The following is a 16784-nucleotide window of genomic DNA, read 5'->3' on the forward strand; positions in this document are numbered from 1 at the left end:
ACGAGCGTTAGCGTGGGCCACGAGAACCTCCGGGCGGAGTAGGACTTAGACACCCACACCCCACCCGGAGGTTCTCCTCGTCGTCAACGCCTATCCGTCACCAACGTCCTGGCCGGGTACACCTAGGCGGTCGGCTCCCCGGCCCGGACCGGAGGGCGACGGACGACACGGTCCGGCCATGACATCCGTCCCTGGCGGGAAAGGGTGCGGCGGAGCAGGGTCGGAAGTGGGGCCGCACCGGCCCCTGCACGACGACGGACCGTTCCACCGCAGCGCCGCGCCGGCCCGCCGCCGGGTCCTCCACCAGCGGAAAGGACGGACGATGAGCCAGTCCCGTGTCGTCGTCGGAGTCGACGGGTCCCCCCTGTCGACGACGGCGGTCCTCCAGGCCTCCCACTACGCGAGCAGCCGGGGGATGTCCCTCCACGTGCTGCACGCCTTCGCCCCCGACCTGCCGATGCTCGGCTTCGGGGCGCTCAGCGACCGGACGGCGGTGACCGGGCACGGGCGGCAGCTGCTCGCGGCCGCCGCGGCCCGGGCCCACGCCGCCCACCCGGACCTCACCGTGACGACCGGGCTGCAGGACGGCTACGCCAGCCAGGCGCTCATCTCCTCCTCGCGCTCGGCGGACCTCGTCGTCGTCGGCGCCGTCGGGTTCGGGCTGCTGAGCCGGGCGACGATGGGCGCGGTCGCGATGCAGGTGCTCACCCACGCGCAGTGCCCCGTCCTCGTCGTCGGCCACGAGACGGGCGGCGCTCCGGTCCCCGGCAGCCGGGTCGTCGTCGGCGTCGACGGCTCGGACGACTCGCTCGAGGCGCTGCGGGCCGGCGCCCGCGAGGCCGGCGTGCTCGACGGCACCCTCGAGGTCGTGCACACCTGGCAGGCCAAGGGCGCCGCCGACCCCACGCTCGGCCGCGCGTCGAGCTGGGAGGAGTACGAGCGCGTCGTCGAGCAGCGGGTGCGCACCGCCCTCACGAGCACCGAGGTGCCCGAGGTCAAGTGCGAGGTGCACATCCTGCGCGACGAGCCGGTCCACGCCCTGGCGGCGCACACCGAGGGCGCGAGCCTGCTCGTCGTCGGCAGCCGCGGCACCGGCGGCTTCCAGGGGCTGCACGTCGGGTCGACGGCCCTGCGCCTCGTCGCCCGCAGCGCCTGCCCGGTGCTCGTCACCCGCTGACCCTCGTGGAGCCCGCCGGCCGGCGTCACCCGCCGGCCGGCACCGGGCCCGCGCCGCGGGTCAGCGGCCCGTCGGCCCCAGCCGCTCGGTGGCCCCGAGCCGGTCCAGGACGAACGCCCACTCCCAGGCCAGCTGCTCCCACGCGGCGTACCGACCCGAGCGCCCGCCGTGCCCGGCCGACATCTCGGTGCGCAGCACGATGGGCCGCTCGGCGGGGTCGTTGGTCACCGTCTCGCGCAGGCGCGCCACCCACTTGGCGGGCTCGGTGACGTACACGCGCGTGTCGTGCAGGCTGCTCGTCGCGAGAATCGCCGGGTACGTCGTGGCCCGCACGTTCTCGTACGGGGAGTAGGCCCGCATCGCGGCGTACACCGCGGCGTCGTGGAGGGGGTCGCCCCACTCCTCCCACTCCCCCACGGTCAGCGGCAGCTCGGGCTGGAGGATCGTCGTCAGCGCGTCGACGAACGGCACCGCCGCGTGGGCCACCGCGAACAGCTCGGGGGCGCTGTTGAGCACGGCGCCGACGAGCAGCCCGCCGGCCGACCCGCCCTCGAGGCCGAGCCGGTCCGGCGCCACCCAGCCGGAGGACACCAGGTGCCGCGCGACGGCGACGGTGTCGGTGAAGGTGGTGGTCTTGGCCGCCATCTTCCCGCCGTCGTACCAGCGCCGGCCCATCTCTCCGCCGCCGCGCACGTGGGCGGTGGCGTGCACGACACCGCGGTCGAGCAGGGACAGCCGGGCCACCGAGAAGTACGGGTCGCTGGAGATCTCGTAGGCGCCGTACGCCCCGAGCAGGCCCGGGTTGCCGCCGTCGGGGGTGACGCCGCGCCGGCGGACGACGGAGACCGGGACCGGGGTCCCGTCCGGCGCGTCGGCCCACTCCCGCGACTCCTCGTAGTCGGCGGGGTCGAACCCGCCGAGCACCGGCTGGCGCTTCAGGACGGTGCTCTCCCGCGTGCCGAGGTCGACGTCCAGGACGGTCCGCGGGGTCACCCACGACTCGACGACGACCTGGATGGCGCGCTGGTCCGGCTCGGGGTTGTCACCGAGACCGACCGAGGCGACCGCGAGGTCGACCGCCACGTCCCAGGGCGTCCCGTGCCCGGAGACGGACGTGACGTCGCGGGGCAGCACCCGCACCGCCGGCAGCCCGCCGGTCCGCAGCGAGAGCACCGTCGCGGTGTCGAAGGCGTCCACCGACGTGAAGCGCTCACCGTCGCCGGCGGCCAGCAGCGGCACCCACTGCTCGTGGCTCGTCGCCTCCAACGGCGCCCAGGCCAGGTCCGAGTCCGGGTTGTCGGCGTTGTGCAGGACGAGCAGGCGGTCGGCGGCGGGCTCGACGTCGTACTCGACGCCGTCGCGGCGCGGGGCGACGACCCGCCACTCGCCCTCGGGGTCCGCGGCGTCGAGCAGGTGCACCTCGCTCGTCGTCTTCGACCCCAGCACCAGCATGAGCCACCGCTCGTCCCGGCTGGAGCCGACGCCCATCCAGAAGCGCTCGTCGTCCTCCTGATGGACCAGGACGTCCTCGGCGGGGTCGCCGCCGACCCGGTGCCGCCACAGCTGGTGGGGGCGCCAGGCGTCGTCGAGCCGGGTGTAGAAGGCGAAGGACCCGTCACGGCTGAGCTCGACGCCGTAGCCGATGCCGCGCACCGAGTCGTCGAGCACCCGGCCGCTCGCGATCTCGCGGACGACGAGGTCGAAGCGCTCGTCACCGGCCGTGTCGACCCCGAACGCGACGAGCCGGTGGTCGTGGCTGACGGTGAGGGCGCCGACCGCGAAGAACTCCGAGTCGCCGGCCTCGACGTTGCCGTCGAGCACGACCTCCTCCCCCGCGAGCGTCCCGTCCTCGGGCCGGGGCCGGGCATCGCCCTCGGTCCGCGGGACCCGCACGTGGCTCGCGTACTGCTTGCCCTCGGCGGTGCGGCTGAGGTACCACCAGGGCCCGCTGGCGACGGGGACCGAGAGGTCGTCCTCCTGGACGCGCTCGCGGATCTCCTCGAACACCGCCCGGCGCAACGGCGCGAGGGAGGCCGTGACGGCCTCGGCGTAGGCGTTCTCGGCGTCCAGGTACGCCCGCAGCTCGGGGCTCTCCAGGTCGCGCATCCACCAGTAGGGGTCCTCGACGCGGTCGCCGTGGTGCTCGCGCACGTGCGGGTGGCGCGGCGCGACGGGGGGCGTCGGCGAGGCGTCGGGGGTCGGGCTCGGCATGCCGCCACGCTATCCCGGTGCCCCGACGCGGCGAGGGCCGCACCCCGGGTGGGATGCGGCCCTCGTGCGGGTGGGGTCGGTCAGAGACCGGACACCCGGTCCGCCGGGGCGGTGAGCCCCGGGTTGGCCTCGAAGTAGGCGACGAGGTTCGCGAGGTCCTCGTTGCCGCCGAGGATGTTCTTCCCGGCCGAGAAGGCGGTGAAGGAGTCACCGCCGTTGGCGAGGAAGTTCAGGGTGGAGACGCGGTAGGTCGCACCCATGTCCATCGTCTGCCCGTTCAGGGTCATCGAGCCGGGGACGACCCGCGAGCCGGCCGGCTGCGTGGCGTCCCAGGTGTAGGAGAAGCCCTCGGAGACACCGAGCGCCAGCGCGTCGCGGCCGCCCGGACGACCCGGGACGTACTGCTGCTCCAGGACGGCCTTGAGCTCGGCCCCGGTGAGGTCCATCGAGGTGAGGATGTTGCCGAACGGCGCGATGTCGTAGGCCTCCTTGTAGGTGATCTGGCCGGCGCCCTCGGTGTACTTCGGCGCGTAGCGCAGGGAGGCGCGGACACCGCCGATGTTCATGAGCGAGATCTGCGCGCCACCGTTCTCCGGCGCCTGGGTGCCCCAGAGCATCGCGTCGGCGACGAGGTCGCCCATGGGGGTCTCGGCGCAGCGGCAGGTGCTGGAGTCGCCGAGGATGTCCTCGGTGTTGGAGCCGACGACCCGCTGGCCGAGGGCGCCCGCGAGGGAGTTCCACTTGGCGATGATGCTCTGCTGGGTCGGGTCCGCCGGGTAGGTCGACCGGGCGACGAGGACGTTGGTCGCGCTCGTGCGGTCACGCATGACCTCGCCGCTCTTGGTGTTGACCACGAGGGTGGTGTCGGTGACGACCTGGCCGTAGGACGCGGCGCTGGTGACGAGGCGGGGGTTGCCCGCCGGGTCCGGGATGTCGCAGACGTAGGGCTGGTGGGTGTGGCCGGTGACGATGGCGTCGACCTCGGGGGTCATCGTCTCGGCGATCGTCTTGATCGGGTCCGAGATGCCCACGCACTGCTGGTAGGTGCCCGACTGGTAGCCGCCCTCGTGCAGGAGGACGACGATGGCCTTGACGCCCTGCTTCTTCAGGGCCGCGGCCTGCATGTTCGCGGTCTCGACCTCGTCCTTGAAGTCGACGCTCGCGACGCCGGCCGGGTCGACGAGGGTGGGGGTGCCCTCGAGGGTCATGCCGATGAAGCCGACCTTGGTGCCGCCGATGCTCTTCACCCAGGACCCGGGCAGCAGCGTCTGACCGTCGCTCTTCTTGACGACGTTCGCCGCGAGCCACGAGAAGTCGGCGCCGGCGTAGGGCTGGTTCGGGAAGTAGCAGCCGTCGACCGGGTGGCAGCCGCCGTTCTGCATGCGCAGCAGCTCGTCGGTGCCCTCGTCGAACTCGTGGTTGCCGACGCTGCTCACGTCGAGGTGCATCGCGTTGAGTGACTCGACCGAGGGCTCGTCGTGGAACAGCCCGGAGAGGAACGGAGAGCCGGCGATGAGGTCGCCGGCGGCGACCGTCAGCGAGTTCCCGCCGGGCGCGCTCTTGCGCAGCTCCGCGAGCGCCGTGGCCAGGTGGACGCCGCCACCGGCCGGGGTCTGGCTCGGGTCGAGGGTCCTGCTCAGCGGCCCGTCGGTGGGCTCGAGGTGGCCGTGGTAGTCGTTGAACGACAGCAGCTGGATGGAGGTGAGGTTGGGGTTGCCCTTGGTCTCGGGCTTCCCCTTCGCCGCAGCCGGGGTTCCGGCCACGAGGGCCGCGATGGCGGTGGCCGCGATACCGGCACCGAGCACGCGTCGACGAGTCGAGTTCATGTGTTTGGCTCTCCTGGGGTTGGGTCAGGCGCGGCCCACCATAGGTCAATCGCGCGGCGAGGTGAAAGACCCACGGCCGGGGAAACGCGCTGGTCGCGGAGGGTTCACCCGTTCGTGATGTGACGAGCGGGTCAGGAGATACAGCGGGGACCGAGGAGCACCTTGAGGTCCCCGAACAGCCGCTCGTCCGCGGTGACCCGGTAGTCCGGCACGGCCAGGAGGTCCACCGACCGCCCCGGCTGGACCAGCCGCAGCCGCACCTCGGTCTGCCCGGGATGGTCGAGCAGCACCGCCTTGAGCTCGTTGATCGTCTCGTCCGTGGCCCGCCGGGTCTCCATCGTCACGACCACCGGTCCGCGCGGACCGTCCGAGACGTCGGGCAGCGTGAGCTCCTGGGCGTAGATCGACACCGCGTCGTCTCGCTTGTTGAGCTTCCCGCGCACGACGGCGATGAGGTCCTGCTGGAGCATCCCCTGCACGGTCATGTAGGCGCTGGGGAAGAACAGGCACTCGATGGAGCCGGCGAGGTCCTCGACGGTGGCGATGGCCCAGAGGTCGCCCTTCTTCGTGCGCTTGACCTGAAGGCCGGTGATGAGCCCCGCGACCGTGACCATTGCGCCCTCGGGACGCCCGCCCTCGTCGGCGGTGAGGCTCGCGATCTGGGTGTCGGCGTGCGCGGTGAGGACGTGCTCGACGCCGAAGAGCGGGTGGTCGGACACGTAGAGCCCGAGCATCTCGCGCTCCTCCTTGAGCTTGACGCTCTTGTCCCACTCGACCTGCGGCACCGGCGGCAGCCCCATGACGGCCTTCTGGAGGTCGTCCTCCCCGCCGCCGAGCAGCGCGTCGAAGAGGCTGTCCTGGCCGATGACCTGCTGTTTCTGGAGGTTCGCGTACTCGTCGACGTACTGCTCGTAGATCCGGGTGAGACCGAGCCGGGGCTCCTGGAGGCCGTCGAAGGCCCCGCCCTTGACGAGGGACTCGATGGTCCGCTTGTTGAGCGAGGTCGAGCGCTTGCGCTCCTCCTCCGTGGACCCGTGCGGGACCAGCGGCACCTTGGAGACGAAGTCCTCGAAGGACTCGAAGCGGCCCTTGGCCTCGCGGGCGGCGATGATCTCGGCGACGACGTTGGCCCCGACGTTGCGGATCGCGTTGAGCCCGAAGCGGATGTCGGTGCCGACGGCCGCGAACTGGCCGACGGAGTCGTTGACGTCCGGCGGCAGCACCTTGATGCCCATCCGCCGGCACTCGCCGAGGTAGAGGGCGGACTTGTCCTTGTCGTCGCCGACGCTCGTGAGCAGCGCCGCCATGTACTCGGCCGGGTAGTTCGCCTTGAGGTAGGCGGTCCAGTACGAGACCAGCCCGTAGGCCGCGGTGTGCGCCTTGTTGAAGGCGTAGTCCGAGAACGGGACGAGGACGCCCCACAGGGCCGCGACCGAGGCCTCGTTGAACCCCTTCTCCCGCATGCCGGCGGAGAAGGGCTCGTACTCCTTGTCGAGCACCTCCTTCTTCTTCTTGCCCATCGCGCGGCGCAGGAGGTCGGCGGTGCCGAGGGTGTACCCGGCGAGCTTCTGGGCGATCTCCATGACCTGCTCCTGGTAGATGACCAGGCCGTAGGTCGTGCCGAGGATCGGCTCCAGGGCCTGCACCATCTCCGGCTGCAGCTTGCCCTTCAGCTGCGGGTCGAGCGGGACGAGCTCCTGCTTGCCGTTCTTGCGCAGCGCGAAGTTCGTGTGCGCGTTGACGCCCATCGGCCCGGGCCGGTAGAGCGCGAGGGCCGCGGAGATGTCCTCGAAGGTGTCCGGCTGCATGAGCTTGAGCAGCGTGCGCATGCCGCCGCCGTCGAGCTGGAAGACCCCGAGGGTGTCGCCGCGCTGCAGCAGCTCGTAGGCGGGCTTGTCGTCGAGGGTCTTGGTCAGCGCGTCGAGGTCGATGTCCTCGCCGCGGTTGGCCTTCACGTTCTCGATGGCGTCGTCGAGGATCGTGAGGTTGCGCAGGCCGAGAAAGTCCATCTTGACCAGGCCGAGGTTCTCGCAGCTCGGGTAGTCGAACTGGGTGATGACCTGGCCGTCCTGCAGCCGCCGCATGATGGGGATGACGTCGACGAGCGGCTCGCTGGACATGATGACGCCGGCGGCGTGCACGCCCCACTGCCGCTTCAGCCCCTCCAGGCCCTTGGCGGTCTCGACGACCTCCTGGAGGTGGGGCTCGGTGGCGACGAGGTCGCGGAACTCCTTGCCCTCGCCGTAGCGCGGGTGCTCGGGGTCGTAGATGCCCGAGAGCGGCACGCCCTTGCCCATGACGTCGGCCGGCATCGCCTTGGTCAGCTGCTCGCCGACGGCGAACGGGTGACCCATGACCCGCGAGGAGTCCTTGACCGCCTGCTTGGCCTTGATGGTCCCGTAGGTGACGATCTGCGCGACGCGGTCGTCGCCGTACTTCTCGGTGACGTAGCGGATGACCTCACCGCGCCGGCGCTCGTCGAAGTCGACGTCGAAGTCGGGCATCGACGCACGCTCGGGGTTGAGGAACCGCTCGAAGATCAGGCCGTGCGGGACGGGGTCGAGGTCGGTGATCTTCATCGCGTAGGCGCACATCGAGCCCGCACCGGAGCCACGGCCGGGACCGACGCGGATGCCGTTGGTCTTGGCCCAGGTGATGAAGTCGGCGACCACGAGGAAGTAGCCGCAGTTGTGGACGGCGACTCCTTCGGCGACGTAGGTGTGGTCGCCGGACACCGTGAGGTTGTAGACGGTCCCCTCGTAGCGCTCGCGGTCCACGGTCCGGACCCGCACCCACCAGCGGCCGTCGATCAGCCGTGCGTCGTAGGGCTGCTTGCGGTTCTCCGGGATCCACTGGATCTTGTAGGCCCGCTGGCTCGGGCTGCGGGTGACGGTCGCCCACTGCCCCAGGCGCAGGAGTATCCCGCGCAGCTGACGCGCAAGCACGTCGTCGACCGTCGTCACCATCCACTTACCACGCCGGTCGACGTACCCGTCGCCCTCGTGCCATCCCGCGACGAACGCACGGAGGCCGGCCTCGGGCACCGACAGCACCCACTCCGGGACCGACTTGTGGCGGACGCCGCAGCCGAACAGCTCGCGCAGGAGCAGTGCGAGCGGGTGGTTGGTCAGCATGACCGCGACACCCTGGTGCTCGGGCGCGCACGCGGAGGCCTTGGAGTACACCCGAGGCGTGCCGAGGCCCAGACGCTCCGCGACCTCCGTGAGCCGGGAGACGGCGGGCTCGTCGCGGTGCAGGGTCCACCCGACCTGCCCCGGGTTGACCTCGCCGTCGGGGTCGTACAGGTGCCCCTCGGCCACCCACAGCCCGAGGAGCCACATGAGGTCCTCGGACCACTCCACCTTGCCGGGCATGGTGCCGAGGTCGGGTCGCGCGGCCCGCCGCTCGCTCTTGCCCATCCGGGCGACCCGGCCGTCCTCGGTGGTCCGCAGGACCCAGCCGTTGGTCGCCATCATCGACGCCAGATCGAGGTCCTGGTAGGGCGCGACGTCCGGCTGCGGGAGCAGGACCTCGTCGCCCGGCACGACGTCCCGCGCCTCGACCCACCCCCGGTGCGCCACGAGGAACGGGTGCTCGGCCGTCGCCTTGATCGGGAACACCTGGCCGAACGGGCGGATCAGGTGCAGGTCCTCGGCGACCTCGCGGGTGAGGACCCGCTCGACGGTCGCGGCGCGGCCTCGGAAGGACCGGGTGTCGACGGAGGTGACGCGGTCGCCGACCGAGACGTCTGCGATCTCGCGCCAGCCGCCGTCGGCCATGAGGACCGGGGTCTCCGGCGTGAAGCAGTACCCCTTGGTCGTGATGACGTCGGTCTCGTACTCGGCCTGCCGGCGGGCGTAGTCGGGGACGCCCTCGGGGAAGCGCTCGCGCAGGCCCTTCTCGACCTCCTTGACGAACCAGGACTCCTCGGTCTCCCCCGGCGGGCAGGGGAAGCGGGGCATGTACCGGCCCTCGCCCTCGGTGAAGGAGATGTCGCACATCTCGGCGACGAGGAGGGTGTTGTCGCAGGCCTCGGGCAGCTCGCGCCAGGTGTGGCGCATCTCCTCGGCGGACTTGAGGTAGAAGTCGTCGGAGTCGAACTTGAACCGGTTGGGGTCCATCATCGTCGACCCGGACTGCACGCACAGGAGCGCGCCGTGGGCGGTGGCGTCCTCGCGGGCGGTGTAGTGCAGGTCGTTGGTCGCGAGCAGCGGGATGTCGAGCTCGCGGGCGATGCGCAGGAGGTCCTGCTGCACCCGGCGCTCGATGTCCAGGCCGTGGTCCATGAGCTCGCAGAAGTAGTTCTCCGCGCCGAAGAGGTCCCGGTAGTCCGAGGCCGCCTGCTTCGCGAGGTCGTACTGGCCGAGCCGGATCCGGGTCTGGATCTCGCCGGAGGGGCAGCCGGTGGTGGCGACGAGCCCGCTGCCGTAGCGGTCGAGGAGGTCGCGGTCGATGCGCGGCCACTTCGCGTACACCTGGTCCAGCGACGCCTGGCTGTCGAGCCGGAAGAGGTTGCGCAGCCCGTCGTTGTCCTTCGCCAGCAGCGTCATGTGCGTGTAGGCGCCGTTGCCGGACACGTCGTCGCCGGGTCGGGTGCGCTCGTCGCCCCACTTCACGCGGGTCTTGTCGGTGCGGTGCGTGCCCGGCGTGACGTAGGCCTCGACGCCGATGATCGGCTTGACGCCGGTGCCCTGGGCCTTCTTCCAGAACTCGTAGGCGCCGAAGACGTAGCCGTGGTCGGTGGTGGCCAGCGCCGGCATCCCCAACTCGGCCGCGCGGGTGAAGAGGTCACCGATGCGGGCGGCGCCGTCGAGCATCGAGTACTCGGTGTGCACGTGCAGGTGGACGAACTGGTCCGACCCCTTCGGACGGGCGGAGGGGGCGGGGCTGGAGGCGGGCGGGGTCGACATCGCCGCCCATCGTAGATCGGCCCGGTGACACGTCTCGGCGTGTCGTCGTCCGTGTCGCGCGCGGGTGGCTCAGAGACGGTCGAGGGCGTCCTGGAGGTCGCGCGGGTAGCCGCTCTCGAAGGTGACCCACTGCCCTGACCCGGGGTGCTCGAACCCCAGCCCGACGGCGTGCAGCCACTGCCGCTCCAGGCCCAGCCGGCGCGCCAGCGACGGGTCCGCGCCGTACAGCGGGTCCCCGACGCAGGGGTGGCGGACCGCGGCCATGTGCACCCGGATCTGGTGGGTGCGCCCGGTCTCGAGCCGGATGTCGAGCAGGCTGGCGTGCCGGAAGGCCTCGAGGAGCTCGTAGTGGGTGACGGCGGGCTTGCCGGAGTCCATGACCGCGAACTTGTAGTCGTGCCCCGGGTGCCGGCCGATCGGCGCGTCGACCGTGCCGGTGAGCGGGTCGGGCAGGCCCTGCACGAGGGTGTGGTAGGTCTTCTCGACCCGCCGCTCCTTGAACGCACGCTTGAGCACGGAGTACCCGCGCTCGCTCTTGCACACGACCATGAGGCCGGAGGTGCCGACGTCGAGCCGGGAGACGATGCCCTGGCGCTCGCTGGCCCCGCTCGTGGAGATCCGGTAGCCGGCGGCCTTGAGGCCGGCGAGGACGTTCGGCCCGCGCCAGCCGACGCTCGGGTGCGCGGCGACGCCCACGGGCTTGTCGACGACGACGACGTCCTCGTCGTCGTGGACGACCCGCATGCCGGGCACCGGCTCGGCGACGACCTCGAGGCTCGGGCTCGTCGGACCGCTCGGGATCGCGACCTCGAGCAGGTCGCCGGCAGTCACCCGGTGGCTCTTGCCGACGCTGCTGGCGTTGACCGACACCTCACCGGCGGCGGCGAGGTCGGCGGCCTTGGTGCGGGAGAGCCCGAACAGCCGGGCGATGGCCGCGTCGACCCGCTCGCCCTCGAGGCCGTCGGGCACGAGCATCGTGCGCTGCTCAGGCATCGGCGTCCTCGTCGGTCCCGGCGTCCGCCGCCGTGGCCGGGCGCCCGAGCGGGACGCCGCGCTGGGCCAGGAGCACGACGACGCCGGCGGCGAGCACGATGGCGATGTCCGCGACGTTGCCGATGAACCAGCCGAAGTAGTCGATGAAGTCGACGACGTGCCCGCGACCGGGGCCGGGCTCGCGCACGAGCCGGTCGACGAGGTTGCCGATGGCGCCCCCGAGGAGCATCCCCAGCGCCACCGCCCACGGCCGGTTCGCGACCCGGCGGGCGGCGACGACGACCCCGACGAGGATCGCGAGGGAGACGATCGTGAGCACCCACGTGGACCCGTCCCCGAGCGAGAACGCGGCGCCGGGGTTGCGGATGAGGTTGAGCCGGATCGCGGAGCCGATGACGTCGACCGGCTCACCCGGGGTGAGCAGGGCGAGGGCGAGGATCTTGGTCGCCTGGTCCGCGAGGAGCACGACGACGGCGATGAGGACGAGCAGGGTGCGCGGCCGCCGCCGCCCGGCGCTGCCGGCCGGGGCGGCGGGGGGCGGAGCCGGCTCGGCCGCCGTCAGCGGCGTTCCTGCTTCGTCTTGCACGGCATGCACAGGGTCGCGCGCGGAGCCGCCTGGAGCCGCAGCTTGCCGATGGGGTTCCCGCACGACTCGCAGGTGCCGTAGGTGCCCGTGTCGAGCCGCTCCAGGGCGTGCTCGGTCTGTTCCAGCATCTCGCGGGCGTTGTTCGCGAGGCTGATCTCCTGCTCGCGCTCGTAGGTCTTGGCGCCCGCGTCGGCCTCGTCGTCGCCCGCCCCGTCGCCGGAGTCGCGCATGAGGTCGACGAGGTCGCTCTCGGCGTGCCGGAGCTCGTCGGTCAGCTGCTCGATGTCGCGCTCGAGCTCGGCGCGCACCTCGCGGACCTCTGCCGCGGTCCACGCGGACTCGCCCTCACGGACCGGCAGGGTCGCCGGGGTCGCCTTCTTCGCGGACTTCTTGGCTGCCTTCTTCGCCGGCGTGCCGGCGGTGGTCGAGGGGTCGGCGGTCGTGGTCTTCGTCGCGGTGGTCGCGGCGGACTTCTTCGTGTTCGTCGTCTTCTCCGTCGTCGTGGCCTGGGCGGCCGGAGTGGTCGTGGTCCCGGCGGTGCCGGTCGTGCTCGTCCCGGCGGTCTTCTTGCCGGCGGTCTTCGTGCCGGCGGTCTTCGTCGCGGCCGTCGTCTTCGACGCGCTCTTCGTCCCGGCGGTCTTCGTCGCGGACGTGGCCTTCGACGCAGTCTTCGTCCCGGTGGTCTTCGTGCTGGCGGTCTTCGTCGCGGCCGTGGCCTTCGACGCGGTCTTCTTGCCGGCGGTCTTCGTCGCACCGGTCTTCTTGCCGGCGGTCTTCGTCGCGGCGGACGTCTCGCCGGCGGCCTTCTTCCCGGCGGTCTTCTTGGCGGCCGTGGCCTTCGACGCCGGCGCCTTCTTCGCTCCCGAGGACGTCGTCGCCGTGCTCCTCGTCGCCGCGGCACCGTCGGTCGCGGACGCGTCGGCGGCCGCCGTCCCGGAGCGGCCGGTGCCCGCCTGCCGGGCGACGGCCCGGGCGGCCGCCGCGCCGACCTTCTTCGCGGCCGACACCGTCCGCTTGACAACCATGAGGAGCCTTCCGGGGGTCGGGCCGGTCCTGACGACCGGCCGGTACGAGGAGGAGAACTGCGAACGACCTGAGGGCGGGCGGCCCGGAGTCGCGAGGACGCCGGTGAGCCTACCGTCCGGTGACAACGGCCGAGGGGCCCGGGACGTGCCCGGACCCCTCGTACCGTCGTGCGGTGGGTGTCAGCCCTGGTGCTCGTGCTGCGGCTCGTTGGCCTCCTGCACGGACTCCTCCTCGTCCCCGCCGACGCTCCGCAGGTCGTTGAGCTGACCCTGGATGTAGTCGTGCAGGCGGGTGCGGTAGTCGCGCTCGAAGCCGCGCAGCTCCTCGATCTTGCGCTCGAGCAGCCCGCGCTCGCGGCCGAGCTCCTCGAGGATCGAGGCCTTCTTCTGCTGCGCCTCGGCCACCATGCCGGTGGACCGCTCGCGGGCCTCGGTGAGCATCTCGTCGCGCTGCGTCGTCGCGGTGCCGATCATCTCGTCACGCTGCGAGGTCGCGGTCGACACGAGCTCGTCGTGCTGGGACTGGCCCGTGGAGACGAGCTCGTCGTGCTGCGACTGCCCCGAGCTGATCAGCTCGTCGTGCTTGCGCTGCGCGGTGCCGAGCATCTCGTCGTGCTTGCGCTGCCCCTCGGACACGAGCTCGTCGCGCTTGGACTCACCGGCCGCGACGTGCTCGTCGTGGAGGCGCTGCGCGAGGGCGATGACCCCGGCCGCGCTGGCGCCGCCGCCGGCACCCGCGAGGGCCGCCGCACCGACGCCGTCGCCGCCCTGCTGGGCGTTGCGCTCGGCCTGCTCCGCACGGTTCTCGGCCTCGCGGAGGCGGTTCTCGGCGTCCTCGAGGCGGCTCTGGATCTCCTGGGCGCGACCCTCGGCCTCCTGCTGGGCCTGGGTGGCCTCCTGCAGCCGGGCCTCGAGCGTCGAGATCTGCTCGGAGGTCTCGGCGCCGGCGTCCTCACGGGCGGACGCCAGGGCCGCCGCGTGCTGGTCGCGCTCGCCGACGGCGGACGCGGCCTCCCCGCGGGCCTGCTCCAGCTGGCCCTCGAGGTCGCGGACGCGCTCCTCGAGACCGCCGGCGTGCCGCTCGATCTGGGTGGCGTGGTGCTCGAGCTCGGTGGCGCGACGCTCGGCGTCCGCGACCCGGGCGTCGGAGTCACCACCGGCGGAGCGCAGCTCCTCGAGCTGCTGGCGCAGGTCGGCGGACTGCTGCTCGAGCTCGGCGTTGCGGTGCTCCAGCTGGCTCACCGTGCCCTGCAGCTCGGCGGCGCGGGCCTCGCCGTCGCCGCTCTTGTTCTCGAACTCGCCGAGGCGGGCGGTGAGCTCGCTGCGGGTGCCCTCGAGCTCGGAGACCCGGGCGGCCAGCGTCGCGTTCTTGGAGCGCAGCTCCTCGAGGTCGCGGGTCGCGGCGTCGGCGTCGGCGCGCGAGTACGCGGGCGCCATGCCCTTGCCCTCGCGGCAGGTGCTGAGCTCGCCGCGCAGGTCGTCGGACTCCTTGGTCATCCGCCGCATCTCGGCGACGATGTCGTCGAGGAAGTCGTCGACCTCGCGCTCGTCGTACCCACGACGGAACTGGGTCTGGGTGAACGTCTTGTTGAGGACGTCCTCGGGAGAGAGAGCCATGTGAACTCCTGGTGGCCGGTCGGTCACGATCGGTCCCGCGGCTTTCGCCATGGTGCTCGCCGGGGGTCCGCCGGACAGACTACGCGATCGGGGGGCTCGCGTGACAGGTGTGTACGGAAGTGACGCGGCGGTCAGCGGTAGGCGAGGCCCGACAGGATCGCCTGGAGGATGATGACGCCGAAGAACAGGATCATGAAGGACAGGTCGACGTTGACCGCCCCGAGCCGCAGCGGCGGGACGATCCGGCGCAGCGCCTTCAGCGGCGGCTCGGTGAGGGTGTAGACGGGCTCGGCGACGAGCAGCACGGGGCCGCGCGGACGCCAGTCACGCGCGAAGATGCGGATCCAGTCGAAGACCACCCGCCCGATGAGCACGACGAGGTACAGGAAGACCACGAAGGCGAGGATCGCGAGGACGGGCTTCATGAGGACGAGTGTGACCCATCCACCTGCGGCGGAGTCGCCCGGGGGCGCTGCGGTCCGGCCCGGTCAGCTCTGGTTGAAGACGGCCCGGCCGCCGGCGGCGACGGGACCCTCCTCGGCGTTGACCTCCACGGCCTCCGGCGAGAGGAGGAACACCTTGGAGGTGACCCGCTCGATGCTGCCGTGCAGACCGAACACGAGGCCGGCCGCGAAGTCGACGAGGCGCTTGGCGTCGGCGTCGCTCATGTCGGTGAGGTTCATGATCACCGGCACGGAGTCGCGGAAGTTCTCACCGATCGTCTTGGCCTCGTTGTACGTCCGCGGGTGGATCGTCGTGATCCGCGAGACGTTCGTGGCGTCGTGGCTGCGCACGACCTCGGCGACCGGGCGGCGGGTCGGCAGGGGCGTGACCTCGGCCCGGTGCTCGGTGCGCTCGTCGACCTCGGGCTCGTCGTAGCCCTCGTAGTACTCGTCGTCGTAGTGGCCCTGGTCCTCGGCGAGGCCCAGGTAGACCATCGTCTTGCGCAGTGCGCCAGCCATCACGTGCTCCTCGGTCGTCGGCCCCACCTGTCGGTGCCGTGCGTCGTGACCGAAGTTACCGGTGTGACTCGCGAGATCCGAGGATTGCGGACCCGACACGCAGGTGTGTCGCCCCCTCCGCGACCGCGTCCTCGAGGTCGGCGCTCATGCCGGCCGAGAGCCACGTCGCGTCCGGGTGGTCGGCCCGCAGGTCGGCGGCCAGGGCGGCGAGCCGGGCGAAGGCGGGACGGGCGGGCTCCTCGCGCGGCGCGACGGCCATGAGGCCGCGCAGCCGCAGGTGCTCCAGGCCCGCGACCTCCTCGGCGAGGGCGGGCAGCGCGGCGGGCTCGACGCCCCCGCGGCCGCCGGAGGTGTCGAGGCCGACCTGGAGCAGGACGTCGAGGACGCGGCCCTCCCGCGCGGCGGCGCGGTCCAGGGCGTGGGCCAGGCGGTCGCGGTCGAGGGAGTGCACGACGTCGGCGTAGCGCGCCACCGACCCGGCCTTCTTCGTCTGCACCTGCCCGACGAAGTGGACGGTCAGCCGGCCCGGGTCCGCGACCTCCTCGAGCTTGGCGCTCGCCTCCTGGTCGCGGTTCTCACCGACGTCGGTGACCCCGAGGTCGGCGAGCAGGTCGACGTCGCTCGCGGGGAACCACTTGGTGACGGCGACGAGCGTGACGGGGTCCTCGCGCCCGGCGGCGGCCAGCGCCGACTCGACCCGGGCCCGCACGGCGGCCAGCCGCTCGGCCAGCTCCTCGCGGCGGCCGGTCACGCGGCCTCCCGCCGGACGACGCCGGCGAAGCGTCCGGTGGTGCGGGCGCCGCGGTAGGAGTACAGGTCGGGGTGCTCCCTGCTGCAGCCCGGCAGCCGGCGGACCGTGACGCCGAGCCCCTCGAGGACGGCGACGACCCCGGCGCCCACGTCGAGCGCCGGCGTCCCGGTCCACGACTCCGCCGCGGCCGCGGGGTGGCGGGCGACGACGTCGTCGCGCATGGCGGCCGGCACCTCGTAGCAGCGTCCGCAGACCGAGGGTCCGACGACGGCGTCGACGGTGGTGGCGCCGAGGTCGCGCACGGCCTCGAGCGCCGCCGGGACGACACCGGCGACGAGGCCGGGACGGCCCGCGTGGACGGCGGCGAGGACCCCCTCGGGGCTGGCGAGCAGGAGCGGGACGCAGTCGGCGACGAGCACCGCGAGCGTGAGCCCCGGCGTCGTCGTCACGAGGGCGTCGACCGACGGTGCCCGCTCCGGCACGGCGTCGACCACCGCCACCTGCGCGCCGTGGCACTGCTCCATGTAGACGACGGGGTCACCGACCTCCTGCGCGAGCAGACGCCGGTTCTCGTCCACGGCGGCGTCCTCGTCCCCCACGTGCCGGGCGAGGTTGAGCCCGGCGAAGTCGCCGGTGCTCACTCCCCCGCGCCGGTCGGTGACGGCCCGGCGGACCCCGCCGGCCTGCTCGTCCCAGATGAACACGGGTCCACCGTAGACGGCGGCC

12 protein-coding genes are annotated in these 16784 nt (G+C 72.4%); 1 reads left to right on the forward strand and 11 read right to left on the reverse strand.

All coding sequences use genetic code 11. The annotated features are described in order from the left end of the window. Positions 1-322: 322 nt before the first annotated feature. Positions 323-1177, forward strand: a complete 855-nt coding sequence (locus tag EPD83_RS01740; RefSeq protein WP_128367188.1) for a universal stress protein — start codon at positions 323-325, stop codon at positions 1175-1177. Between the two features lie 60 nt (positions 1178-1237). On the opposite strand, the gene EPD83_RS01745 is transcribed toward EPD83_RS01740, so the two are convergent. The 11 genes from EPD83_RS01745 to EPD83_RS01795 all read right to left on the reverse strand — a co-directional run bounded on the left by EPD83_RS01745 (position 1238) and on the right by EPD83_RS01795 (position 16762). After that, a complete protein-coding gene (locus EPD83_RS01745; RefSeq protein WP_128367187.1) occupies positions 1238-3388 on the reverse strand; it encodes a S9 family peptidase in 2151 nt (716 codons plus the stop codon). Between the two features lie 80 nt (positions 3389-3468). Further along, the gene (locus EPD83_RS01750) at positions 3469-5214 is read right to left on the reverse strand and encodes a bifunctional metallophosphatase/5'-nucleotidase (protein WP_128367186.1); all 1746 of its coding nucleotides are present in this window, start codon (positions 5212-5214) and stop codon (positions 3469-3471) included. Between the two features lie 131 nt (positions 5215-5345). After that, positions 5346-10124, reverse strand: coding sequence for a DNA polymerase III subunit alpha (dnaE, locus tag EPD83_RS01755; protein WP_128367156.1), 4779 nt, complete (start codon positions 10122-10124; stop codon positions 5346-5348). 69 nt (positions 10125-10193) lie between these two features. Beyond that, positions 10194-11117, reverse strand: a complete 924-nt coding sequence (locus tag EPD83_RS01760; protein WP_165566140.1) for an RluA family pseudouridine synthase — start codon at positions 11115-11117, stop codon at positions 10194-10196. Continuing rightward, positions 11110-11703 carry a signal peptidase II gene (gene lspA / locus EPD83_RS01765; RefSeq protein WP_128366921.1) on the reverse strand — a complete coding sequence of 198 codons (594 nt, stop codon included), beginning with the start codon at positions 11701-11703 and terminating at the stop codon, positions 11110-11112. The genes EPD83_RS01760 and lspA overlap by 8 nt, the downstream gene beginning before the upstream one ends. Continuing rightward, positions 11676-12728: a TraR/DksA family transcriptional regulator gene (locus tag EPD83_RS20925; RefSeq protein ID WP_165566141.1), complete on the reverse strand. Its 1053-nt coding sequence runs from the start codon at positions 12726-12728 to the stop codon at positions 11676-11678. The genes lspA and EPD83_RS20925 overlap by 28 nt, the downstream gene beginning before the upstream one ends. Positions 12729-12908: 180 nt before the next feature. Beyond that, positions 12909-14345, reverse strand: coding sequence for a DivIVA domain-containing protein (locus tag EPD83_RS01775; protein WP_128366919.1), 1437 nt, complete (start codon positions 14343-14345; stop codon positions 12909-12911). 131 nt (positions 14346-14476) lie between these two features. Next, positions 14477-14770: a YggT family protein gene (locus EPD83_RS01780; protein ID WP_128366918.1), complete on the reverse strand. Its 294-nt coding sequence runs from the start codon at positions 14768-14770 to the stop codon at positions 14477-14479. A 63-nt stretch (positions 14771-14833) separates the two neighbouring features. After that, entirely contained in the window at positions 14834-15307 is a 474-nt protein-coding gene (locus tag EPD83_RS01785; protein ID WP_128366917.1) for a cell division protein SepF, read from the reverse strand. A 55-nt stretch (positions 15308-15362) separates the two neighbouring features. After that, positions 15363-16058: a YggS family pyridoxal phosphate-dependent enzyme gene (locus EPD83_RS01790; protein WP_128366916.1), complete on the reverse strand. Its 696-nt coding sequence runs from the start codon at positions 16056-16058 to the stop codon at positions 15363-15365. Beyond that, a complete protein-coding gene (locus EPD83_RS01795; RefSeq protein ID WP_165566142.1) occupies positions 16055-16762 on the reverse strand; it encodes a polyphenol oxidase family protein in 708 nt (235 codons plus the stop codon). Before EPD83_RS01795 ends, EPD83_RS01790 begins: the two co-directional genes overlap by 4 nt. Between the last annotated feature and the right edge of the window lie 22 nt (positions 16763-16784).

It is taken from the genome of Phycicoccus flavus (assembly GCF_004025965.2).
Taxonomy (GTDB): Bacteria; Actinomycetota; Actinomycetes; order Actinomycetales; family Dermatophilaceae; genus Phycicoccus; species Phycicoccus flavus.

Coding starts and splice junctions, on each gene's coding strand:
- EPD83_RS01740 (WP_128367188.1), top strand. CDS start 323: ATGAGCCAGTCCCGTGTCGTCGTCGGAGTCGACGGGTCCCCCCTGTCG.
- EPD83_RS01745 (WP_128367187.1), bottom strand. CDS start 3,388: ATGCCGAGCCCGACCCCCGACGCCTCGCCGACGCCCCCCGTCGCGCCG.
- EPD83_RS01750 (WP_128367186.1), bottom strand. CDS start 5,214: ATGAACTCGACTCGTCGACGCGTGCTCGGTGCCGGTATCGCGGCCACC.
- dnaE (WP_128367156.1), bottom strand. CDS start 10,124: ATGTCGACCCCGCCCGCCTCCAGCCCCGCCCCCTCCGCCCGTCCGAAG.
- EPD83_RS01760 (WP_165566140.1), bottom strand. CDS start 11,117: ATGCCTGAGCAGCGCACGATGCTCGTGCCCGACGGCCTCGAGGGCGAG.
- EPD83_RS20925 (WP_165566141.1), bottom strand. CDS start 12,728: ATGGTTGTCAAGCGGACGGTGTCGGCCGCGAAGAAGGTCGGCGCGGCG.
- EPD83_RS01775 (WP_128366919.1), bottom strand. CDS start 14,345: ATGGCTCTCTCTCCCGAGGACGTCCTCAACAAGACGTTCACCCAGACC.
- EPD83_RS01780 (WP_128366918.1), bottom strand. CDS start 14,770: ATGAAGCCCGTCCTCGCGATCCTCGCCTTCGTGGTCTTCCTGTACCTC.
- EPD83_RS01785 (WP_128366917.1), bottom strand. CDS start 15,307: ATGGCTGGCGCACTGCGCAAGACGATGGTCTACCTGGGCCTCGCCGAG.